26 protein-coding genes are annotated in these 19,846 nt (G+C 58.2%); all 26 read right to left on the bottom strand.

Features of this window, described 5'->3' with window-relative positions; all coding sequences use genetic code 11:
- Nucleotides 1-6: 6 nt before the first annotated feature.
- The 26 genes from AEP_RS02285 to AEP_RS02155 all read right to left on the bottom strand — a co-directional run bounded on the left by AEP_RS02285 (nt 7) and on the right by AEP_RS02155 (nt 19,740).
- Entirely contained in the window at nt 7-819 is an 813-nt protein-coding gene (locus AEP_RS02285; RefSeq protein WP_087493892.1) for a gp53-like domain-containing protein, read from the bottom strand.
- An 8-nt stretch (nt 820-827) separates the two neighbouring features.
- Nucleotides 828-1,421: a putative phage tail protein gene (locus AEP_RS02280; RefSeq protein WP_087493891.1), complete on the bottom strand. Its 594-nt coding sequence runs from the start codon at nt 1,419-1,421 to the stop codon at nt 828-830.
- 5 nt (nt 1,422-1,426) lie between these two features.
- Entirely contained in the window at nt 1,427-2,563 is a 1,137-nt protein-coding gene (locus tag AEP_RS02275) for a baseplate J/gp47 family protein (RefSeq protein ID WP_087493890.1), read from the bottom strand.
- On the bottom strand, nt 2,560-3,150 hold the full coding sequence (locus AEP_RS02270) for a phage GP46 family protein (protein WP_087493889.1): 591 nt from the start codon (nt 3,148-3,150) through the stop codon (nt 2,560-2,562). Before AEP_RS02270 ends, AEP_RS02275 begins: the two co-directional genes overlap by 4 nt.
- Before the next feature lie 57 nt (nt 3,151-3,207).
- Nucleotides 3,208-3,696 (bottom strand): phage baseplate assembly protein domain-containing protein, encoded by a 489-nt coding sequence (locus AEP_RS02265; RefSeq protein WP_087493888.1) that lies wholly within the window; start codon nt 3,694-3,696, stop codon nt 3,208-3,210.
- Nucleotides 3,696-4,811, bottom strand: coding sequence for a phage baseplate assembly protein (locus tag AEP_RS02260; protein ID WP_198301886.1), 1,116 nt, complete (start codon nt 4,809-4,811; stop codon nt 3,696-3,698). Before AEP_RS02260 ends, AEP_RS02265 begins: the two co-directional genes overlap by 1 nt.
- Nucleotides 4,811-6,127 (bottom strand): DNA circularization protein, encoded by a 1,317-nt coding sequence (locus AEP_RS02255; protein ID WP_087493887.1) that lies wholly within the window; start codon nt 6,125-6,127, stop codon nt 4,811-4,813. The genes AEP_RS02260 and AEP_RS02255 overlap by 1 nt, the downstream gene beginning before the upstream one ends.
- Nucleotides 6,127-8,184 (bottom strand): phage tail tape measure protein, encoded by a 2,058-nt coding sequence (locus tag AEP_RS02250; RefSeq protein ID WP_087493886.1) that lies wholly within the window; start codon nt 8,182-8,184, stop codon nt 6,127-6,129. The genes AEP_RS02255 and AEP_RS02250 overlap by 1 nt, the downstream gene beginning before the upstream one ends.
- Nucleotides 8,185-8,224: 40 nt before the next feature.
- Nucleotides 8,225-8,848: a hypothetical protein gene (locus tag AEP_RS02245; protein WP_232459908.1), complete on the bottom strand. Its 624-nt coding sequence runs from the start codon at nt 8,846-8,848 to the stop codon at nt 8,225-8,227.
- Nucleotides 8,849-8,949: 101 nt separating this feature from the next.
- Nucleotides 8,950-9,321: a hypothetical protein gene (locus AEP_RS02240; protein WP_087493885.1), complete on the bottom strand. Its 372-nt coding sequence runs from the start codon at nt 9,319-9,321 to the stop codon at nt 8,950-8,952.
- 34 nt (nt 9,322-9,355) lie between these two features.
- Nucleotides 9,356-10,831, bottom strand: a complete 1,476-nt coding sequence (locus tag AEP_RS02235; RefSeq protein WP_087493884.1) for a phage tail protein — start codon at nt 10,829-10,831, stop codon at nt 9,356-9,358.
- A gap of 58 nt (nt 10,832-10,889) precedes the next feature.
- On the bottom strand, nt 10,890-11,114 hold the full coding sequence (locus tag AEP_RS02230) for a hypothetical protein (protein ID WP_087493883.1): 225 nt from the start codon (nt 11,112-11,114) through the stop codon (nt 10,890-10,892).
- Nucleotides 11,115-11,124: 10 nt separating this feature from the next.
- Complete coding sequence (locus tag AEP_RS02225; RefSeq protein WP_087493882.1) at nt 11,125-11,727, bottom strand: DUF1834 family protein; 603 nt, start codon at nt 11,725-11,727, stop codon at nt 11,125-11,127.
- Nucleotides 11,724-12,170, bottom strand: coding sequence for a phage virion morphogenesis protein (locus tag AEP_RS02220; RefSeq protein WP_087493881.1), 447 nt, complete (start codon nt 12,168-12,170; stop codon nt 11,724-11,726). The genes AEP_RS02225 and AEP_RS02220 overlap by 4 nt, the downstream gene beginning before the upstream one ends.
- Nucleotides 12,170-12,685 carry a phage protein Gp36 family protein gene (locus tag AEP_RS02215; RefSeq protein WP_087493880.1) on the bottom strand — a complete coding sequence of 172 codons (516 nt, stop codon included), beginning with the start codon at nt 12,683-12,685 and terminating at the stop codon, nt 12,170-12,172. The genes AEP_RS02220 and AEP_RS02215 overlap by 1 nt, the downstream gene beginning before the upstream one ends.
- Nucleotides 12,686-12,691: 6 nt before the next feature.
- Nucleotides 12,692-13,141: a hypothetical protein gene (locus tag AEP_RS20820; protein WP_198301885.1), complete on the bottom strand. Its 450-nt coding sequence runs from the start codon at nt 13,139-13,141 to the stop codon at nt 12,692-12,694.
- A gap of 60 nt (nt 13,142-13,201) precedes the next feature.
- Nucleotides 13,202-14,158 (bottom strand): hypothetical protein, encoded by a 957-nt coding sequence (locus tag AEP_RS02205; protein ID WP_087493879.1) that lies wholly within the window; start codon nt 14,156-14,158, stop codon nt 13,202-13,204.
- Between the two features lie 60 nt (nt 14,159-14,218).
- Nucleotides 14,219-14,602 (bottom strand): DUF2190 family protein, encoded by a 384-nt coding sequence (locus AEP_RS02200; RefSeq protein WP_087493878.1) that lies wholly within the window; start codon nt 14,600-14,602, stop codon nt 14,219-14,221.
- Nucleotides 14,603-14,638: 36 nt separating this feature from the next.
- Complete coding sequence (locus AEP_RS02195; protein ID WP_087493877.1) at nt 14,639-15,814, bottom strand: hypothetical protein; 1,176 nt, start codon at nt 15,812-15,814, stop codon at nt 14,639-14,641.
- Nucleotides 15,815-15,971: 157 nt separating this feature from the next.
- Nucleotides 15,972-16,277, bottom strand: coding sequence for a hypothetical protein (locus AEP_RS02190; RefSeq protein ID WP_087493876.1), 306 nt, complete (start codon nt 16,275-16,277; stop codon nt 15,972-15,974).
- A gap of 52 nt (nt 16,278-16,329) precedes the next feature.
- A complete protein-coding gene (locus AEP_RS02185) occupies nt 16,330-16,812 on the bottom strand; it encodes a hypothetical protein (RefSeq protein WP_087493875.1) in 483 nt (160 codons plus the stop codon).
- Nucleotides 16,809-17,261, bottom strand: a complete 453-nt coding sequence (locus AEP_RS02180) for a regulatory protein GemA (RefSeq protein WP_087493874.1) — start codon at nt 17,259-17,261, stop codon at nt 16,809-16,811. Before AEP_RS02180 ends, AEP_RS02185 begins: the two co-directional genes overlap by 4 nt.
- Nucleotides 17,258-17,959: a DUF2786 domain-containing protein gene (locus AEP_RS02175; RefSeq protein ID WP_087493873.1), complete on the bottom strand. Its 702-nt coding sequence runs from the start codon at nt 17,957-17,959 to the stop codon at nt 17,258-17,260. The genes AEP_RS02180 and AEP_RS02175 overlap by 4 nt, the downstream gene beginning before the upstream one ends.
- A gap of 120 nt (nt 17,960-18,079) precedes the next feature.
- Nucleotides 18,080-18,259 (bottom strand): hypothetical protein, encoded by a 180-nt coding sequence (locus AEP_RS02170; RefSeq protein ID WP_087493872.1) that lies wholly within the window; start codon nt 18,257-18,259, stop codon nt 18,080-18,082.
- 199 nt (nt 18,260-18,458) lie between these two features.
- On the bottom strand, nt 18,459-19,079 hold the full coding sequence (locus tag AEP_RS02160) for a DUF3164 family protein (RefSeq protein WP_087493870.1): 621 nt from the start codon (nt 19,077-19,079) through the stop codon (nt 18,459-18,461).
- Nucleotides 19,072-19,740 carry a hypothetical protein gene (locus AEP_RS02155; protein WP_087493869.1) on the bottom strand — a complete coding sequence of 223 codons (669 nt, stop codon included), beginning with the start codon at nt 19,738-19,740 and terminating at the stop codon, nt 19,072-19,074. Before AEP_RS02155 ends, AEP_RS02160 begins: the two co-directional genes overlap by 8 nt.
- Nucleotides 19,741-19,846: the final 106 nt, after the last annotated feature.

Here is a 19,846-nt window from a genome sequence, read left to right as displayed (position 1 = left end):
CCTCCCTTACTTACCAATTGCGAACCAAGAAAACGTTTGATTGACGCTATTTCCTGTTACGGTCATTTGCGCGGAATTGATTGAATTCGTACCGAAAAAGGCAGACGACGCACCGTTGTACGTGGCATACGCCGCCAGCATCTGGCTGGGGAAAGCGACAGGGAAGGTGACTGTCACACTTGAGCCGGCCGTGACTCCTCCACCCCACTGAACAATCAAACCTGTAGGGAGCCTTTGGTAACCATTTGCTCCCAGCGAGTTTCCGAAACTCTGCAATGCATTACCAAGAACAGCCGTGCCACCCGTCGCGATCCATGCCGAACCACTAGATACCAAAGTCAAGTTGTCACCGTTATTCAATACAACGGTGTTGGTACCACTGGAATTCGGGAAGATCTGATTCGAGCCTTGGCGCGTTACGGAAACGCTGCCTGTGCTTGCAGCAAACGAGAGTACGGACCCCACAGGCACACTCGCAGCGAGTGGCAGAGTGACTGTGTATGAACCAGAACCACCCAATAGGTGTGTTTTCCCGGTGGCGGATGCGGTCAATGTGACAGACCCTGTGATGGATACCAGGTCTGAAAAACTGCCTTGAAACGACCGGATCGCTTGAAGCAGTTGGGTATAGCTCGCCACAACCGTCTTGTCGAAAGCTTGCGGAGCCAAGCCTGCAGCCTTGATTACTGCCAGAATCTCCCAGATCAGGCCGTTCATGTCCTGATCGGTGACGGCGGTGGTAACGGCTGCCGACTGCTGGTGCAGTCGCTGGCCGGTACCGACGTCTGTTGCGAACGCATTACTGCTGGTGTAGTCCATCTTTCACCTCAAACAAAAATCACATTGACGCTGTACCTTGCAGGTACAACACGATTCAGATAACAGGCCAGCTCACTGCCATTCAGCGTGCCGGTCAACAATCGGTCATTCACTCGGGAAGCGCCCACCCTGAAGGGCATAGACTGGATCGTCACAGTCACCCACAACTTTCCGTCCAGTTGACCCAGGCGCTGCCCGCAACGCATACCTGTCCGAAAGGGCGTGTTGTAGACAACAGTCACTAGCGGATATCCCAACCAGGCACAAATTGCGATCAGCGCACCAGGACTTGCTGGGCTGGAATCCGAGTACTCCAGCGCCGGACCCCTCAGACGGCCAAGCAAAAGCTTGCGTCGGGTTGCGTCTTGCTGGTTCAACCCAAAGCACGCATCCGGCAAACCAGTGGCTTCCTCCCACTCGGCCAAACGCGTAACCGCCTGATGTGGCTGCCACTGGTTGGCTGTCAGTCGGGCGAACTCGTGGTGCTCGTAGAAACTGGCAGCAATACCGCGCATCACACGCATCAAGGTAGATGCAGGGTTGCGCGGCCACGCGAAGCCAGTGGGCAAAAGGGCTACAAGGGCTTGCCAAAACTTATCCATGGCCGTCAGACAAAGGTCACCGTGCCCAGCACTAAAAGGCTGTTGTAGGTGCCAACCGTAAACACTCCGCCCTCTGTCAAAGCAGGAGCCGAGATGGTGTGGTTGTACTCACCCGTCACGCCGCTGATCACTTCCTTTAGATGACTGTGAGGAATTGAGCCACCTGGCACAGCTTCCCTAAAGAAAAGGTCTTTGAGCGCCAGCACAACGGCCGCGCGGATCGCTGCGGTGTCCGGTGACACATTCACCGTCACATTGATGGTCACTGGGGTGGGGATGATCACAAACAGCTCATCCGGTGGGCCGCGCTTGGGATCGCGGATGTAATCAATGACCAACTGTTGTTGCCCCACAGTAGGCAAGCCAGGGGAGGCATTGCCGTCCGCCATGATGATCACACCCGCTGTAGTGGCACCGGAGGGGTTGCGAACACCCCAAGCGCGTGTAATACCCGCCACCTGTAAAGCCCAGCGAGCATAGTCGGCAGGGCTCCCACCCATAGGCTCGTTGGATAGACGCTGCTGCAGCCGGTAGATCGCCTGCGCTTCCGTCTCCGCGTCCGCACCGCCAGTGATGCCATTCGGCATTGCAGCGGTAAAGCCAGCGTCAATTCCCACTACCGTGGATACCAAGGTCAACGCAGAGCCACCGCTCAAGTTGCCTGCAGCACCCGCCACCAAGGCTGTCACGGTTGCAGTTACTGTGCCACCCGCACCCACAGCAACATCAGCAGCCACCGAGTACTGGCGGCCATCGGTCGTCTGCAAGAGCGTTCCTGCCTGCAACAAAGTTGCCGCCACACCTGTGCCGGTGACATTGCCGCTTGCCGCAGCGGCGGGCTTGAAGGCCATTCCGTAAGTCGCCAGCCATCCAGCCAGGAATTCGCCAGTTGACTTGATTGGGATGGCTTGACGTGCAATGAAGTCCCGCAGGTAACGGTAAGCCGCGTGAAGCGCCATACCCAGAACAACTGACAGAGCCTTGGAATTGGACCGTGCCAAGTCCAGATCAGCCGGGCTCATGTCGTTCTTCGGCGCTCCGGTTTGCTGCGCCTGTGCAAGCGATTGCTGAATGAGCCGCTCAGAATTGGCCCGCAGCTCATCAATGGAAGGAATGGGCGTACCCAGTGGCGTGGTGCTCATTGGATGAACCTTTTGACGCTGGTGCCCCAAAGCACGTCATAGACCGGGGTTACTTGACCAGGCTTGTAGATGGAGGGGCGCACAGCTAAGCGGTCTTGGCGCTCGCCTACCCACTGCGCGATCACACTCACCCGGCTTGCAATGCCATCACGCACCATCCAGTCCAGAGCCTCTGCCGCAGCAAAGCGGGCACGCTCCAGAAGCTCCTGGCTGCTCTTGCCTCCGTAGCAAGTCCAGAGCAGGGAGCCCCAAGGGTCGGGGCGAGAATCAAAGTCGTCTGTCGTGAACTCATCGCCCACCCAGCCACGGCGATCCGTTTCACCTTGGGGTAGTTTGTCATCGATGCCAGCGCGCCGATCTGTAAACAGGGAAAGGATCACTGCCGTCTGCAGCGTGTCCTCCAGCTCCAACGAGTAGGTCGCCAGAACATCGGCGTAGACCACCGGCACCCCATTGGGCTGCACGAAGTCTTTCCAAGGGTAGTTCACCGCAGGGCCAGGCGTCACCAAACGCCAGTCAAACGGCATTCCAAAGACGCTCGCGGCGTCTACGGTATTGGGCTGGGGTCGTGTGGCCACATCAAACATGCGGCCAGTGTCTTAAACCGGCGTCAATTGGTCATGGTGAAACACTTCACCAAAGCATCAGAAGGCGGCAGTGCTTCCAGAGCCTGTTTGAACGCTGCCGTGGCTGTGGCCCAGCACTTCCTTGCCAGCAACCTTCAGGCTTGTAGCGGCGGCGGCAGTTTGCGAGGTAATGCCCTGACTGGCCGTCACCATCGGCGTGTTGAGCGAGACGCCAGCGCTTGCATTCACAACGAACTGATCGCAGTCCACCTGCACGATTCGCCCAGCCCGTAAACGGACCATGTGGCCCTCCTTGTGCCACACCGCCACCTCGTAGGCGGGCAGCTGGGGACGCTCCGCAATCCGATCCAGCCGGATGATGACGGTATGTCCACCGATTTCCAGCTTCAAGCCCTCTCCGCTCACCGGGTTGGCAGCGAAGCCATAGTCCTGCGGCCGTTGGGCGCCGTCTCGACCCTCGTTGGGCAACCCTTCTTCCCGCCCACTCTGAAACTTGCCCTCGGTAAGTCCACGCACACGCACCCAGCGCATCAGGTTTGCAAACATCAGTACGCTCCCTCTGCGCCGTCCACCTTGCTGCGCGGGTGGTTGGTCGTATTGCCCTTGTTGCCCCAATTGCGGCGCTTCACCTTACTTTTGAGCGGGGCAGTGTCATAGGCCTCCACCGGCCGCACCAGCAACTCGGTCACATCGCCTTCCTTGAGGTCACAGGTCTGCTTCACACCGCAAATCAGCCACTCCGTGCCGTCCAAGCCAGCCACGTCGTCGTAGATGGGCACACGCTGATTTAGGGGCCACGGCTCGCCCTGAAACGTCCAACCCTCGACCGTGTAGCGGAACCCCATGGAGTGTCCACGGCGCACCCGCGCAGTATGTTCAGCCAGCGTTTGCAGCTCAGCCTGCGTAGTGTTGCCATCGGCGTTGATCACCAAGGGTAGATAGCGCTCAATCTCTGCATCCTTGGCAGTCGCCTTCAAACCCCGAGCTTGGTCAAAGTCTGCCACTGTGCTTGATTGGCCATAAACGAAGTACTGGCTGTGCCGCTGCTCATCACTGCCCACCGATTCCATGGAAATCACGTTCTGCCCACGTACGATGGCGCCTTTGAACAACTTCTTGCCAGCCTTGGTGAGCAGCACACGCCCGGCGTCGTCGCGGGTAATCAAAATGCCACGCAACCTGGCTGCCCGAGATACCGCGTCCAGCGCCGTCTCTCCGTGCCCTAGCTTGAAGTCCTTCACCACGTCGCCCAGCTCGGCCTCCACCACCAGGTCCAGGCCAAAAGGCGTGATGATGTCCTTGATGATCCGGTCCACCTTCACATTGCGCCACTGGCCGCCTTTGTAGATCGCGGAGCAGCTCACCAGGTCGCCAGTCCTGTCGCGGCCCATGATGCGCATACCGCACTCACCACGCCGATAAAACGGCTCGGCTGCCAGGACAAACCCGGTGATCACCGTACGGTCGCCAATACGCACTTCCACCTTGTCCTGACGCTTGATTTCCGGAGGGTTTCCGGGAATCAAGGTCACCGGAATGGAGAACGTCCCCGCCAACGCCTCCAGATTTCTGTCCACCTCGCTCTGCAGCCAGCCGTCATAGGTCTTGCCGTTCACGATCACCGTGATCTTGGCCTGGTCGCGTGTGTATTGCGCGACCATCAGTCATGCCTCATCAAGCGCAGCGCCTTGCCTGGCGGCACCAGAAGCGGGTGGGTAATGTGCGGATTCATATCCAGAATCTCATCCGCATAAGCCACGGTGCCAAACAGCTTGTAGCTCACCAGCCAGACCGGCTCCCATCCGTCCGGCGTATAGGTGGTCAGGCGTGCCAGATCACGGCTGCGGTCGCGGATATCTGCTAGACACGCACTCAGCATCGCCATCATCGCGTCATGCCAGGAAGATGCTGGCAAGCCATCACTGGCCGCCTGAGTGCTGGATCGCAGCATCAGCCTGGTGGCCTGTGCATTCACCGTCGCCCGCAAGGCCAAGGCATCGTCATAGCTGGTCATGTCGCTCGTTGCAATAGCTTGCACCCAGCCCGCCAGCGCCATGCTCTCCACCAACTGGTCGCTAGCGTCATTCAACGCCGCAAGCTGTCTGCGAGCTGGAGTGTCGAGCCCCAAGCCGGTTGAGCTGCCTGTGCCATACATCACCAACCCACCACCTACCGGAGGCATTACCGAGGTTTCAAAGTCCCTTCGCGCGACCTTTGAACCCATATCAAAAAGGCCTTGAAAGCTAGCTGCAAAGTCCCGTGCACCTGCCGAGCTGAGGTCTGTAGGCAGAGAGAACAGGCTCGCAATACCTTGGGCAAGTTGACGCGGCTGGCGCACCAGCGTGCTCATGCCATCGCGCACAGCCTGATAGTTCCCGATGGCTGTATTGGTGAAGTCACCTAGCCCGCTGGTGACTGTGGACATATTGGCCCAAATGGCACTCACCGAGTCAGTTACTCGCGCAACAGCGCGATCCGCGGCCCAGCCGGGTTTGTTGGATAGGTCGTATGCCGCGAAAAACGCGTCCATTGAGGCAATCTGTGCAGCGAGCGACTTTTCTTTGGCTCGCGCTTTTGTATTTGTCACCCCTACCGGGTATCGACGCACTTCACCTCGGATGAACGACAGGTCAAAGCGAGCCATCCCACCCTCTGAGGTGGGGTTCTCTTTGATGGAGTACTTTCCAGACACGAACACTTTCATCGTGCCAGCAGTGGGGTGAATCAAGTCTCCAACGCCCGCTGCGTCCAGCGCCTCCCTCAAGAGGTCACGCTGCTCAAGGTAATCGTCGCCGATCACATAGGCCGAGAACTTGATCTCCTCCGCAGCTTGACCCATGCGGAAGACGGTTGGCAGGTCTTGGAAGGGGTATTCCCGAACCACAACGTTGTAACCCGCGCTGTGTTCAATAGAGTCCACATGGAATGAGACGTCCCTGAACTTGGCAGGCAGCAATTGGTCAAGCCATGCGGGCATCAGCGCAGCCCTCCGGGATTCGTTGCGCCCGGATTGAGGCGGATCAGCGATGGCTGCTGCAGCACACGTGGCACGGCGGAAACTCGCTCATCTGTCACACGCACATCAATGCCAAGTGTCCCTTGGCCTACATCCAGCCTGCCGCTTCCCAAGCCACCACTAACGTCTAAGCCACCTGCAGCTCCACCAGGCGCGGAGATATTGATCGGATTCACACGTGCCAGTGGGCGGCTATTCAGCATCTTGTCCAGCGCATCCTCTGCAGCTAGCGCCCTAGTTGAATCCTCACTGCCAAAAAACGAAGCCACACGGTGCATACCCCGCCCCAGCCCATTGCTAAACGAGGTCCCCTCCAAGAGGGTCTTGTTCAAAATCGTCCCGCCTGCGTAGCCAACGCCTAGGGCGCCAGCGGCAGCGGCTATCGGTATGGCTGCACCCCCTGCCGCCATACCAACACCCGCGCCGCCAGCAACTCTCGCAGCGCCCAGCACCGTACCCACACGGGTTGCTGCGCCACCAATCCATCCGCCAACCTTGCCTGCAACGCCACCGCCCCCCAGGAGGGCCGCAGCAGTAGATGCTGCGGCCAAGGCCCCCAAGGCAACTGTGGCTGCGTACGCCGCTGCTGTTGTCTTGGGGAATTCATCGCTTAGGGCCACCGTCTTATCCATCAAGGTGTTGAGCGGTCCTGCAATGCCCTCCAGGGCATCGCTCGCAGCAATGTCCTTGCGGTTTGCCAGATCAACTGCACGTGAACCACTTCCCTCACTCAGGAACTGATACCCCAAGGCCACCGACCCTCCAGTCTCACCCTGGACGGCTCCCATCACCTTTGCGCCGTAGTCGCGTGTTTTCGCCAGACCGGAATAGCCGCCAAACTCTTGCAGGTCATTGATGATGGTGGAGATACCAGCACTCTTGTAAATGTCTGCAACGTCCGAGTAGCGTTGAGCTCGCTCTTCAGGCGTAAGGCTTTTGTCGGCAGCTGCCATCGCAGCTCGCGCCTTGCCCTGCGGGTCTTGCTTCGCCATCACGCGGTCAAGCATCGCCATGTACGTGTCCACGGGCGTCTTCCCTGCAGCAGCTCCTTTTGCCATCTCAGCTGTCAGGTCGATGCCTTGCTTGGCAAAGTCCTTGCGGGTGGAGTCGGCAGGTATCTTCTGCATGAAGTTCCGCAGGTTGTTGGCGGCTTCATCATTGGTTCCCGCCGTAGAGCGCACCTGCTGCAACATGGTGACCATTGCTTCCACACCAGCCATGCCTTTGTAGCCCTTAAACATGGGTGCTAATGGGCCGATCCACTTCGCCGAGTCTTTGATCTCAAATCCACCCTCCTGTCCAGCACGCATCACTTTGGCAAGGGCAAGATCAATTTGCTCTGGCGCCAGACCAAAGTTCACCTTCATTTTTTCCGCAGCCTGGACAAGGTCATCTGAGCTGGCCCGGCTGGCTACAGAGGTCCGCATGATGGAAGGCAACAGCTTCTCACTCTCTTCTTTGGAGAATGACCCGGTGCCTACCAGCTTCTCATAGGCCCCCAGCGCATCGTCACGCCGAGCACCGCGCACGTTTCGCACGGTGCCATTGATGAGGGCATTGACCTGGGCATACCCGGCGCGCAGCTCATTGATGTCCTTGGCCCCGGCGTAGGCCGTCGCGGTTGCAGATCGCAAGCGCATGTCGTAGTCCATAGGCTTGTCAAAACCAGCCTTGCCGATCATGAATGCACCGGCCGCCCCAGCGCCAAAGCCCGTAACCGCCTGCAACCCCTTGTTGGCAGCGCTCAAGGCGCGCTCATACTTCTCAACCGACTGCTGGGCACGGGCAGCACTCAAGGCGATTTGTGAAAAGTACTTCGCCTGTTTATCCAGGCTGGAGTTGTGCACACCGCCAATGCGCAACAGAAAGCGCTCATAGGTGCCCAGCCTCTTTTCCGTCTCGCCCAAGGCCTTTTGAATCTTGTCCTGCGCCTGAGTCAACGCCTTGGCATCGTCACCCGCCTTCTCGCGAATGTTCGACACCAGGTCAATGAAGTACTTCAGTTTGAATTCACGCATGGCAAAGACTTATTTGGACTTGTTTGCACGCCGGGTTATGTCAAGCGCCATCGCCTGCAGCTGTGGCGTGGGCACCACTTCCAGTGAAATCGGCGAGCAGTGCAGGGCCAGACTCAGGGAGACCAGCATGCGATCCCACATCTGCAGCCTGGCCCACGGGCTGTGGGGATGCGTTGCTTCCGGCCGGGATGCGGCCTGCTGCGAACTGATCAAAATCGGCTTGGGTGATGACGCCGTAACGCAACTGGGCGGCCAGCGTCACCAGTACCACTCGCTCCTCCAGCAGTTGCAGGTCATAGGGACTCAGCTTGCCAAACGTGTCCAGGTCGAGCACGGCCAGGGGGAGCTTGGTCCCATCGCACTCAAAGTACTCGCAATGGCGCATGGTCATGGCGTAGCGGAAGTCAGACTCGCTTACCAGCAACTTCGGCACACCGCCCACTGTCATGACCCGCTCGGCCATCCGGGCAGCAATCCGCTCATCGGCCACAGAGGTCTCCCGAAGACGGACCGTGCGGTATTTGATGGTTTTCCCACCCACCTCGGCGGGCAAGCCGTCAGCTAAAGTCAGTTGGAATATGTCGTCAATGCTGGACGACACTGCAGCGGGGGTGCTTTGTGTGTTCATGGCATGCAGTGTCCAACTGCACGCCACTTTGGTCATGGTGAAACACTTCACCGCACCAAGTGAAAGGGCGGAGCACCTTTCGATGCCCCGCCCAGTGCCCTACATGGGCCAGCCTTCGCTCTCTACAGTTGTTTATTTCACAGCCATTGCAGCTCTGAATTCAGGATGAAGGTGATATCCACCGTGCCCCCGCCGATGTCACCAATGTCACCAAACGTTGCTTTGGGTGCCATGACCTTGCGGCCGGTAAAGCTGTCGCGCATCGAAATCTGCACATTGCTCATACCTGCATACGTCTTCGGATCAGACGTGGACGCCCACTGCAGCTTGGCCTTGAGCAAGCGAGCCACACGGGCACGCAAGACAAAGTCATCGCCGCTTGCAGACAGCTTGGGCGAATTGGTGAATCCGGCTGCTCCTGAGATAGATGCGGAGCTGTCTTCAAACGCGATGGGTGCCCCATCCACAATGATCACGTCTACGTGAAAGAGTTGGTTTTCACCTGCCATGTGTTTCTCCTGGTAGTTTCAAATAAGGCCCGACTTACACCTGACCCGCAACCACGTTGCTGGTCACCTCGGTCTGGTAGTGTTGGGTCAGGATCACAGGCTCATCCATGATCTTCAATTTGCCGTTCGGGGCATCAATCTCCACCTTCAAGGTCGAGATGTAATACGGCATGTTCTGGCACAGGCCTGCATCGCAGAAGATCTTGTACAGCCCAATCATGATTTCTTCGGCCAAATCAACCGTCATGATCTTCTGACCAGGAATAGGCTGATCCACGTACTGCCCCAGCTTGTAACCGGCGTTGTTGTACTTGTTCTGGAACTCGGTCACCCGGTACCAACGGTAGAAGCTCATTGTCTTGAGCCAGCACATTTCGGCCATGCTGCGGTCAGGCGCGCCACCAGGGCTCAGCTTGTAGTTAGTCACCATGCGCAGCAGGCTGCCGGTGTAATCCACAGCAATGTTCAGTGGTGAGCCGCCTTTTGCCAGCAGGTTATTCATGCTGTCAACTACAAAACCTGCACCCTGCACAGGCCCTCTGTAGCCCAACAACTTGGCAGTCGGCCCCACAGCCGGGTCAATGGCAGCGCTGCTTTCAATCGCCGCACCTGCCATGGCTGCAGTCTCCCAAGGGGAAGTGCAGTCATTGGTCACAGCAATGGTGTGCACATGCGGGCTGTTGCGGGTATTCAGCCAGGTGGTGATGGCGGCCTCAGTGCCACGCACGCAGGTCACTACCATCGCATCCTGCATGTTGTTTTGCAACCAGCGTGCAGCCAGCTCGTTTTCAAACAACACCATGTTGGGGCTATCTGTGAATGGGTTGACGATTTCCGTCGCACGGTAGAGGTTCATCGCCGTGATCACAGGAGTCACATCTGGCAACACTGCACCACCTGCCATAGCTGGCGTTGTCAGCGTCACACCGGTCGCCAGCGCATCGTCTGGGTAGTAAGTGGTCCGTACATTGATGTCATTGCCTGAAGGACCACCCCATCGGGCTGTAATGGTTACCGTACTGGCAGCCACGGACGCAGTGACAGGAAGCTTAGCCATCGCATTGATGGCGGCGTTCAACTTGGTTGCAATCGTGGCCGAGGTGTCGGCAGTCGTGACACCGACGCTTACCCGCTCACCTCCGATGTACAGCATCACCTCGCCACCTACGGTAGGCGCGCCGCCAACCACAAGGGCACTGGTCGCCTTGACTGCCGATCCGCCTTCATTAATGGCAATCACATCAATGGGCAGGCCCAAGTCAGCATTGTCCTTGGCATCTCGCCACATTGCCAGCAGCATGGAGCCTTCGCCCAGCTTGGTGATGGCATCCGCCTCCGTAGTGATGGTGGACAGCGTGTTGACGGCCAGCGTACCGCCCACCAGCTTGTGGCCCACCAGGAGCAGGCGACGTGGCATACCGCGCATGCCGCGAATCGCGCGGCTGAAATCAATCTTGCTGGCAACGTAGGGCACCAGAAAGTTCAAGCTCATCAAGTTGGAAATAGACATTTAGGTGCCCTCCGTTCAGTTGGTTTTAAAAAGCGTTTGAATGCAGGTTTGGTGGCGTTTAAACGCGCACCAGGTCCCCGTCTTGCAAGCGGCGCAGAGTGGTCACCGTCACGGTCTGCAACGTGGGCACACCAGGCTCAAAGTCCTTGCCGGTTTCGTTGTTGATCAGCTCCAGGCCATCGGCCACCTGGACGTGAATCAGTTCACCCAGGCGAGGGGTCTCTTGGGCGGTTGCCACGCCTTGTGTGTCTTCAGGCGCGGTCTTGGTTTCTGCTTTGGGCATAGTGGCTCCGTCAGTTGGTAGGGAAAATAATCTTTTCGGTCACTGTCAGCGGTGCGCCAGTGGGCGACGATGCTGCAGGCTCAGTAATGCGTGCGGTGTCTTCAATGGCAACGCTCAGCCAGTCATAAAGTGCAGGCTTGCCGTCAGCACCAGCAATCGGCTTCACCGCCTGGTGCCAGTCCACCAGCCAAACGGACTGGCCCAACTTGTCCACCGCACGGCTGTAAAGGTTTTCTGCGGAGGCGTCATCCTCCAGCGGTCCCACATTAATTAATGTGGAGGCAGAGTTGTCCGGCATCCACTGGCGCATCACCAGGCACAGCTTTTCAGCCAAGGCCATACCCTGACGCATACGCACTTCACGCTTCGCGTTCTTCGCCACCACGAAGGCGGCCACACGCACTTGGCGGGCATACTTCCCGCTCAAGCGATGGCCGGCGTGCAGTGGTTGCCAGCCCAGTACAGTTAAGAAGATGGCCGGGCAGGAGTAGCTCACCTTGTCCATCTCGCCTGTATTGAATTCGCCACCATAGGTCTGCACCGTCGCTACTTCAGTCTTGGGAAACGTTGCGCGGACATAGGCTTCCACCTGGTCAAGCAGGGCTGTGCTCATTGCAGCGCCCTCAGCTCAGCAATCAACAGGTCACCAATACGGCGCTCTTGGCGCTCTCCGAAGCCCATCACTGGGCGAGCGGGAAGGGTGAAGCGGTGCCCCTTGCGACCTGTTTCACCTCCAAAGTGGTGAATGGCGGCATAGACCGAGATGCTACCGATAGCTAGGCCAGCGCCTTCCAGCTGGTAGTCGTAGCTGTCCCGCAGGTGGCCCTTGTGGATCAGCGTCTTACCGGCGCGGCCGATAGCAGCCTCGCTTTGCTCCATGGGCTTGCCATCAAACAGCTTTTGCCCGTCCAGGTTGTCCTGGATGTCGCCTTTGAAGTACTCACCGATATCCCGGCGGACCTCTGCAAACTGGTTTGCACCCAGCACTGCCAGGCGCGCGAGATGCAAGCTGATAGGGCTTGCATCAAAGCCATAGCGAATGGATGTGCCTGCCATCAATAGCTCCTGGGCGTAAAGCTGCCCCAGTTGAAATTGGATGCAGCCTGCCCAGTGCGCACACGCCCACGGCTAGCCACTTCCTCCCCGGCAACCGTGATCAAAGACACCCTGCCAGACTGAACATCCTTCAACCAGGCGCGCCACCGATCAGCGATCTGCACCATCCGCTCCGTGGCGTTGTCAGAGTCATCAGACACGCCCTCACGAGCCAAGGCGATGCAGCACTCCTCAAGGGTGCCCGCATTAGCGTCAGACGTTGAAAGCGGCAATGTGACAGCGCCACGAAGGTAACCGTCCATGAAGTTACTCACGGTCGCCAGCTTGCGGGTGATGCGGTCTTTGGCGGCATTGGCCGCAGCCTGCTCGGCAGCACTGGGCGTACCAGTCCATGACCCGGCCAGCGCATCACTCAGCAACTGACTGGTGAGCAGTTGCTGCTCATCGGCCAAGAGCTGGGTGGTCTCATCCAGGCCATATTCCTGGATGAAGCGCTGGGGGGTCGCGTAGGCCATTGGCGTTTAGGCCTTCTTCGCAGCAGCCTTGGCAGCAGCGGCCTTGGCTTCTTCGAAAGCTTTGATTTCAGCGTCCAGTTTGGCGCGTTCATCGGCTACGGTTTTTGCATCTGCATCAGCCTTGGCCTGTGCCTCGGATGCTGCCTTGGCATCAGCGTCTGCCTTGGCTTGTGCATCTGCAGCTGCCTGCAAATCAAGGCGGGTCTGCGCAAGCACAGCTGCAACGTTCTCCGCAATAGCGGCTTCCTGCTCGGTATTGCGGCTTTCCTCGGAAGTGGCACTGGCCTCATAAATCTTGACGGCTTTGACCTCCAGCAATGCTGCTGCCTCGGTCTCTGATGCCTCAAAGTCAGTCCCGGCAGGTTGGCCAGGGCCATATTTAATGCCGTCGTGTTCTACGACGACCAGGGCTGTCAGCGCGACCATCACCGCCAAGGAATTGCGTGTTTTGTTCATAGTTAACTCCGGTAGTTGAAAACTTGAAGCAGGGGACTAAGCCCCTGCTCCCTTGGGCTTTTAGGCCACAGCGTTCTGAAAGTAGTACCCCAGTGCCGGAGCACTCACTACTTCTTTCACAGACTCCGCAACGCGTACACGTTGCGAGCCACGAATGCCCATCTTGGGCTCAGGCATTTCTCCAGCCACCCGATCTCCCCACTGGGCAGTGAAGCCCCAGCAAGGCTGCTGCGCCATTGCTGCTTCCTTGTCGACATAAAGGAATGCGGCATGCTTGCCCCAGACGCGCTGGTTGTTAACGGCTTGTCCCTTACGGGCAGTGTTGACAAAGCCTGCACCCACCACAACTTTTTGGATTTCCAACACTTGAGCCAGTTGTTCACGAGTAACCACGCCACCGTTCTGAGCGGTGCCGAACACGGCTTGCACAACGCGCGGATGCTGGCGCACCTTGGTGAAAGCTGCTTGGCCAAAAACCGCCACGTTTGGCCGGTACACCGGAATGTCCAGGGCAGACAAAATGGCATCCAACGGGTTGCTGTTAACAAAGTCAGACCACTGGCCAGTGCCCGAGAGGGTTACCTGGTTGCTTCCTGAATAGCTTGCCGTGTTGAAAACGCGGTTCGCCACGCGGACCTCGCGGTCCAGTTGAATCAGCTTGGTGGTCAGCATAGTGCTCACATCCAAAGGATTCACCGGGCCACCACGTGTAGGTTTCACCTGGGAATTGAAGGCTTCAATTTCGTCGTTGGGCACGATATCGTCCAGGCCGTAATCCAGCACTTCATCATTGACCAGCGTTCCAGTGAAATCCACTTCGGTTGGCACGCTCTTGCGACCCACCAAGGTTTGCGGCACGGTAAAGCCTTGAGCGACGTCATAGTTGGACCAGGCGAACTTCTTCGCTGTCGAGATGCGTGGCATCACCTCATCAGCAATCAGTGCAGTAGCTGGGTTGGAATACACCATCGCGATCGCGGTCAGCGTCGGATTGATAGGAAAGGCAGTAGTAGCCATGTTTTCTCCTGAAAGTGAATGAGTGGTCTCAAGCCAGTCCCAAAGGACTGGCGCTAGCTATTAGCCCTGGACAGAGCCCGGTTCGATGGTGAATCGAATGACGTCACCGGCAGCAGTTGCAGATTCATCCGCAATGCCGATGATTCGGTTGTTCACACCGGCTGCAGGGGCAGCTGTAACTGCACGTCCAGATGCGTCGGATGTAATCAAAGCCCCACGAGTGATGGCTGCCCCGGCTTCCACCCAGGCAATGCCCACACGAACAACGTCCACACGCTCGCCTGTAGCGATACCTGGAGGCATTTCGTTCACCACGCCAATAATGGAGTCAGTGGCTGCTGTAGCCAAAGTCACGTTGCGATCACCCGTTCCGAAGCGGACCAGGCGGTTGTTAGGAATGGCAGCGTCTGCAACGTAGTTCACTGCCAGCAAAGGATTAGCCATGCGTTTCTCCGAGAGTTAATCAATAAGTGGGTGGGCTTAGGCAGCGCGGGACACGTAGGCCACTGCTTCAGGTAAAGACACCGACAAGCCCTTACCCTCTTGTTCTTTCATGTACTCGCGTGCACGGTCGGCGATTTGGTTCGCATCAGTACGGTCGATCGCGTTTTGATCGCCGCCGAGATCAGACTGGTTGCCCAGCTTGATCACCGGTTTGAGCTTGTCCATGAACTCAGCAAAGAACTGAGCGGGTGCCTTTTTGACTTCCGACTTATCGGCGGCACTGAAGGTGAACTCACCTGCGCCGCCTTCAATCGAGGTCATGAACTCGGCCAGACCTTCGGTTTGTGCGGGCGTGATCTTTCCGCCAGCTGTCCAGCCGGTAATCAGCGCACCAATGCGTTCCGCCTGGCGTTCGCCCTGCAGACGGACCAGCTCAGCCTGGCTGGCTGCAAAAGTTGCAGCAGCAGCGTCTTCCGCTTCTTTGCGGGCCTTAGCAACAGCAGCATTCAGCTGCTCTTGAGAAATCGTCATATCACCTCCGGTGTTGTTGAGTTGAGAAAAAGAACCTGCTGTGCCTAGTGCCACTTCAGTGCGAGCCGCAGCCTTCACTCGCTCTGCGGCATCCGCTACAGACTGGATGCGCCAGTTGGGCAAGGCCGCGTCAGCAGCTTCAATGCCCTTGTCCGCAATGAGCTGCTCACGCAGGCCACGCAGCAGCTCCGCTGTGTCGCCCAGGGCGTAGCCGATATCCCAGTCTTCGGCGTCAAACTCGTAGGCATCCACCTCGGCGCTGTAGTCCAGCGGGGTCAAGCCATCAATGGCCGGAGCAGCAGCACCCAGCCAGCCCACATGACGCATACGCCAGCCAGCGTCTTTGTCCTGGAACACTGAGACAGAGCGGTTGCGGTAGGCACCACTGTTCACGCCAGCTTCAAAGGCCGGATTGATGTCTTCAAACTTCACGAACAGGGAACTGCCCTCGCGCTTGGCACCATCGGGCTTTACCCAGGCAAAGGCAGGGTCGTTGTGCTTGGGGTGCCCCAGCACAGCAGGCGCGGCGCCAAGTGCCAGGTTGCTGACCATCTGATCCAGGTCAGCTTCAGTGAAGGTGCAGCTGCGGCCTTTGCTGTCGGTATGTGTTCCAGCGCGGAACACCTCAATCCAGTCGGACAGGCCTTTGAACTCGTGGGCAGATTGGTTTGCTTGTGTCATGCCCTGCACTGTGCCGAGCAGGGTCAATTACGTCATGGTGAAACGCTTCACCAAAGCAAAGGCCCCGAAGCGGGAACTACGGGGCCTGATAGGGGTGTTTGCGCCCGGATGGTGCCGCAAACTCTGTAAACGATTATTGAAGGGGTATTAAACGCCCCTAGGTGCCTTTGAGGAGTGACTTGGTCCGGTACTTGTTATTCACGATCAAGGAAACGGTTGCTTTACTTATCCCGAACGCTTGTCCGACCTCCGCATATGAGTTGCCGCGCTGGACACTATCCTTGACGCACGCACACACACCTGGCGTTACTTTAGCACCCGATGCCTTTACCGACTCTTTCATTTCCGCCTGTAGGCGCCGAATCAATCGCTGTCTTTCTTCTATCTCTTGTTGGGCTTTCTGAATCTGCTCCAACAACCCGGCATTCCTTCTGGCGATAGCGCCAAGCTCTGCACTGTTCATAAAAGGTCTTTCGCTCAATACCAATACAGCCGAACAAAGTTTAAGGCAAGTCTCACAGACGTCCGCCCAGGCCAAATGGATCATTGGCCGCGCCCGGTGTGCTGCGGGGGGCCGGAGCCTCTTTGGCGAAGAGGTCCATAGTGAAGTGATCGGTGTTGTCGCCATGCCCACCCAAGATGTTGAGCACGTGGCGGCGGCTGTAGCCTGTGGCCTCTGCCGTCTCATCAACTGTCAGACCTTGCTCCCTGCATTGGCGCACCTGGTCGTGGCGCAGCTCGCGCAGGTATGAGTCGCCCTTGGGCAGGTCAAAAGCTTCGCCACCGTATTCCTGCACCAGGAGGTTAAAGGCCTCTTCACTGAGTGCCATGCGCAGTGGGTGTTCCGCCTTGGGTGTCTTGGGCACCGTAACCCGTGCGCCCCCATGCATGCCGATCAGGCGCAGGGTGTCAGCCTCACCAATCACACGCACCAGCTCACGCAGGCTCTCGGGCAGAGCCTCAGGCTTGATGGTCAGAACAGGGGCGGTGCGGCTCATAGCGTGGGCGCTCCTACCCGGTCTCCACAAGCCTTCATTTCTTCAATGAGCTTGTTCAGTTGGAGGGAATCGGCAAAGCGCAGCGCGTCAATCCGGCCCACCTTGCTACCCGTCGACTGGCGCTTGGCCCATGCCTCCACGGCCTGCGTGCAGGCGGCAGCGTCCGCAGGGCGCTCCACGGCACCAACGTCAGCCAGCGCCCACCACATAGCCTTGAGCTTGCGCACCTGGGGGCGTTCTTTGGCGGCTACGGCGCCCTTGGGCGCCGGTGTTTGTACTCCCATGCGCTTTGCCAGGCCGTCCATATGCGTGCGCACCTTGGACAGCTCGGCCGTGGTCATGGCCTTGGAGCTGGTCTTGCCGACCAGGTTGTTGAGGAGCGCGCGGTAGTCATCGTCCTGCAGCTTGAGCAGGCCCTTGAGGACGTGGATAGCGGCAATGTGTTTCATGCCAACAGCTCCCTCTGCGCCACGCTGTCCAGCCCTTTGGACAGACGGGCGCTACGGCCTGCTTGATGGCCCTGCGCCAGGTCGTTGTGACTGATGTTGCGACCCTTGGTGCTGTCCTTGACCTTGGCTTCTGCCAGATCAGGATGGTGCCGTTCCATGTACTGCTCAATCAGCGCGTGGTTGCGTTCTGCCCCAGCGAAGGTTTCAACCAGGTCGGCCACGCCATATACCCAGCCCATGGCAAACTGGTCACCGCGCGCCGTCTTGGTGATGGGCTTGCAGTTCTTGGGCTGCTTGCGGATGTGGGTAAGTCGGTCCTTTGCACACTGTCGTGCCAGCACTGTGTAGGCGTAGCTTGCAATCTCAGGCGCCGCGCCGACGCCCACAAATACATATCCGCGTTGCTTCACACGAGCGCCCCATGCAGGCAGCGTGTAGTTGGTCCGCGAGAAGTGCTCGCAACCGAAGGCCACCGCGATGATTCTCGCCAGCGTGCTCTCCCAGCGTGTGATGGCCGCCATGCGTGCGGGGGCCTCGCGTTCGGCCACATCGGCCAAGCTCACGTCCGATTCAGTCAGGCCGTACTCGGCCATCAGCTTTTGAGCTTGGCGCATGGCAGCGGCGGCTTCATGCCGGTTGCTGGAAGCTGCCAGCGCCAGGCACTTCTTGATCTTGGATAGGGCTTTGTCGCGGTTCATCGTCTTACATCCTTTTTCAAACCCCTATCAACAGAGGTTTGAAAAAAGCCCCCGGCCGGGGCCGAGGGTTAAAAATCAATGGCAGCCAGCGCTGCTCAATTGATCAGGGAGACATTGGTTTCAGTGCATGGCCGCGAATTCGGCCCACAGTTGCTTGGCGACTGCAAGCCAGACTTCCTTTTCTTTGGGGTCAAGGCGCTGCCAATCGGTAAAGTTCTCATCGCTACGCAGGTTCAATTCCCCTGCTTTCTTGATCGCGGCCTCGTAGGCGGCTTGTGCGAGTTGGTCAAAGGACTTCATGGCTGCGGCTCCTTTTCCTCGAACTTGTTGCAATGTCCGTTCTCTTCGACCTCAAACTTGCACAACACGGAATACGTACAGAGCTTGAGCCACATGCGTTCAAGAACCGGGTGGTCTTGCTCAGTGAAATAGCGGCACTTGCTACACCGGTTCGGCGCGGGGGTGTAGCCCATCGCTGCTTTGGTTTCTAGAAGCAAGCTCATAGCGCCGCCAAGTCCAATGGAACGGGAACATAGTCACCGGCCCGCTCATCCAGCTCATAGAAGCGGATGTAGGGCTTGGTACTGGCAACCTTCATGCTGTCGCCGATGGCCTGCATCGCGCGCAGCCACTTTTCGTCGTCAATCTTGAGCGTGCGCAGGTTCAAGATGCGGCCGGTGTTGACGCTGCCTTTCTTGTCCACCTGGAAGGCGTCATTGATCAACACCTTGATGTTGTCGTTGCTACCCTTACTCCAGACCTTCACGCACTCATCAATCAGCAGCTTTGCAGCCTGCAGACGCTCATCAAAGACGATGGACTCTTGCATTGCCCTCACGACCTTGAATTTGCCGTCAAAGCTCACTAGGGTAATGTTCCCCTTCTTGCCGCCGTGCTTCACGTCGTATTCAGCCAAACTGCGATCCACAAACTCCTGCACGGCCTGCATGGACATCAGCTTGAAGGCAACCAGATCAGCGCTGGCCTTCTTTGCCGCCTTGACCAGGTCAGTCACGCAACGGTGACGGTCCTTGTCGATATCGTTGATCTTGCTCACGGGCACCAGGGAGCCATTGGCCGATTGCCAATAGCCTGGTGGAATGGTTTGTTGTTCACTCACTTTGAGTTCCTTTCTCGGTTGTTGAATGGGTCGGCTTGCCACCGCGCAATGCGGCGAGCTGTTCTCTGATGTGGGCTGGAATAGGTGCCGCCCGCTTGTTGTCCTGGTCGAGCTTGGTCAGTTCCGGGTCTTTGGTAGGGAACACCTTGTCCAGCGCATCGCCGATGGCCATGGGCCGCCCCTTCACAGTCACCATGGCGGCCGTGGTGCCGTGCTTGCGCGCGGCCTCGTTGTCGCGTTCCTGGACGGCTTCATGGCGGTCTGCAATGCGCATCAGCGTGGCGTAGAGGTAGCCATTGCCCTCCAGGGGCAGGTTCAGCGTGCCTTTCTCTTGGGCGTCAAACACGGCCTGCAGCGCGGCGCGCCATGCATCTGGTCCCACCACCCAGGTGCGCCCGTTTCTTTCAATCGCGGTGCGCTGGATGTCCGGAACCAGTTCACCCAGCAACTTGCTGAGCTTGTCCATGCGCAGCTTCTGTTTAGGCGGCTTGTGCAGGCGCAGGTAGCGCACCACCAGGCCACCCAGGCTGAATGACTCAATCAACAGTGAGCCGATAAGGCGTCGCACCTGGTCGTCTTCAACCATGCGCGCGATCAGACTGTCCAGGCTTTCCTCTGCCCCGCACACCTGGCAGGTATTGGTCAGGATGGATGCGCTCATGGATAAGGCCTCATCAGGTAGGCCACCATCTCACCAAGTGCATCCTTTGCCTTTAGCACCAGTCCTTTGGCTGCAAGGGGTCTGCGGTAGGGACCGTCTATCACGC

It is taken from the genome of Curvibacter sp. AEP1-3 (assembly GCF_002163715.1).
Classification (GTDB): Bacteria; Pseudomonadota; Gammaproteobacteria; order Burkholderiales; family Burkholderiaceae_C; genus Allorhodoferax.
Note: the sequence above shows the minus strand (reverse complement) of the source record. Positions and strands in the feature narration are given on the sequence as shown.

Excerpts from the sequence above, each read along its gene's own strand:
- AEP_RS02205 (WP_087493879.1), bottom strand. The coding sequence starts at position 14,158 with ATGGCTACTACTGCCTTTCCTATCAATCCGACGCTGACCGCGATCGCG.
- AEP_RS02180 (WP_087493874.1), bottom strand. The coding sequence starts at position 17,261 with ATGAAACACATTGCCGCTATCCACGTCCTCAAGGGCCTGCTCAAGCTG.
- AEP_RS02260 (WP_198301886.1), bottom strand. The coding sequence starts at position 4,811 with ATGGTCGCGCAATACACACGCGACCAGGCCAAGATCACGGTGATCGTG.
- AEP_RS02285 (WP_087493892.1), bottom strand. The coding sequence starts at position 819 with ATGGACTACACCAGCAGTAATGCGTTCGCAACAGACGTCGGTACCGGC.
- AEP_RS02250 (WP_087493886.1), bottom strand. The coding sequence starts at position 8,184 with ATGCGTGAATTCAAACTGAAGTACTTCATTGACCTGGTGTCGAACATT.
- AEP_RS02235 (WP_087493884.1), bottom strand. The coding sequence starts at position 10,831 with ATGTCTATTTCCAACTTGATGAGCTTGAACTTTCTGGTGCCCTACGTT.
- AEP_RS02280 (WP_087493891.1), bottom strand. The coding sequence starts at position 1,421 with ATGGATAAGTTTTGGCAAGCCCTTGTAGCCCTTTTGCCCACTGGCTTC.
- AEP_RS02245 (WP_232459908.1), bottom strand. The coding sequence starts at position 8,848 with ATGACCAAAGTGGCGTGCAGTTGGACACTGCATGCCATGAACACACAA.
- AEP_RS02170 (WP_087493872.1), bottom strand. The coding sequence starts at position 18,259 with ATGAAGTCCTTTGACCAACTCGCACAAGCCGCCTACGAGGCCGCGATC.
- AEP_RS02220 (WP_087493881.1), bottom strand. The coding sequence starts at position 12,170 with ATGGCAGGCACATCCATTCGCTATGGCTTTGATGCAAGCCCTATCAGC.
- AEP_RS02215 (WP_087493880.1), bottom strand. The coding sequence starts at position 12,685 with ATGGCCTACGCGACCCCCCAGCGCTTCATCCAGGAATATGGCCTGGAT.
- AEP_RS02175 (WP_087493873.1), bottom strand. The coding sequence starts at position 17,959 with ATGAACCGCGACAAAGCCCTATCCAAGATCAAGAAGTGCCTGGCGCTG.
- AEP_RS02265 (WP_087493888.1), bottom strand. The coding sequence starts at position 3,696 with ATGTTTGCAAACCTGATGCGCTGGGTGCGTGTGCGTGGACTTACCGAG.
- AEP_RS02200 (WP_087493878.1), bottom strand. The coding sequence starts at position 14,602 with ATGGCTAATCCTTTGCTGGCAGTGAACTACGTTGCAGACGCTGCCATT.
- AEP_RS02275 (WP_087493890.1), bottom strand. The coding sequence starts at position 2,563 with ATGAGCACCACGCCACTGGGTACGCCCATTCCTTCCATTGATGAGCTG.
- AEP_RS02225 (WP_087493882.1), bottom strand. The coding sequence starts at position 11,727 with ATGAGCACAGCCCTGCTTGACCAGGTGGAAGCCTATGTCCGCGCAACG.
- AEP_RS02230 (WP_087493883.1), bottom strand. The coding sequence starts at position 11,114 with ATGCCCAAAGCAGAAACCAAGACCGCGCCTGAAGACACACAAGGCGTG.
- AEP_RS20820 (WP_198301885.1), bottom strand. The coding sequence starts at position 13,141 with ATGAACAAAACACGCAATTCCTTGGCGGTGATGGTCGCGCTGACAGCC.
- AEP_RS02270 (WP_087493889.1), bottom strand. The coding sequence starts at position 3,150 with ATGTTTGATGTGGCCACACGACCCCAGCCCAATACCGTAGACGCCGCG.
- AEP_RS02240 (WP_087493885.1), bottom strand. The coding sequence starts at position 9,321 with ATGGCAGGTGAAAACCAACTCTTTCACGTAGACGTGATCATTGTGGAT.
- AEP_RS02255 (WP_087493887.1), bottom strand. The coding sequence starts at position 6,127 with ATGCCCGCATGGCTTGACCAATTGCTGCCTGCCAAGTTCAGGGACGTC.
- AEP_RS02155 (WP_087493869.1), bottom strand. The coding sequence starts at position 19,740 with ATGAGCGCATCCATCCTGACCAATACCTGCCAGGTGTGCGGGGCAGAG.
- AEP_RS02190 (WP_087493876.1), bottom strand. The coding sequence starts at position 16,277 with ATGAACAGTGCAGAGCTTGGCGCTATCGCCAGAAGGAATGCCGGGTTG.
- AEP_RS02185 (WP_087493875.1), bottom strand. The coding sequence starts at position 16,812 with ATGAGCCGCACCGCCCCTGTTCTGACCATCAAGCCTGAGGCTCTGCCC.
- AEP_RS02195 (WP_087493877.1), bottom strand. The coding sequence starts at position 15,814 with ATGACACAAGCAAACCAATCTGCCCACGAGTTCAAAGGCCTGTCCGAC.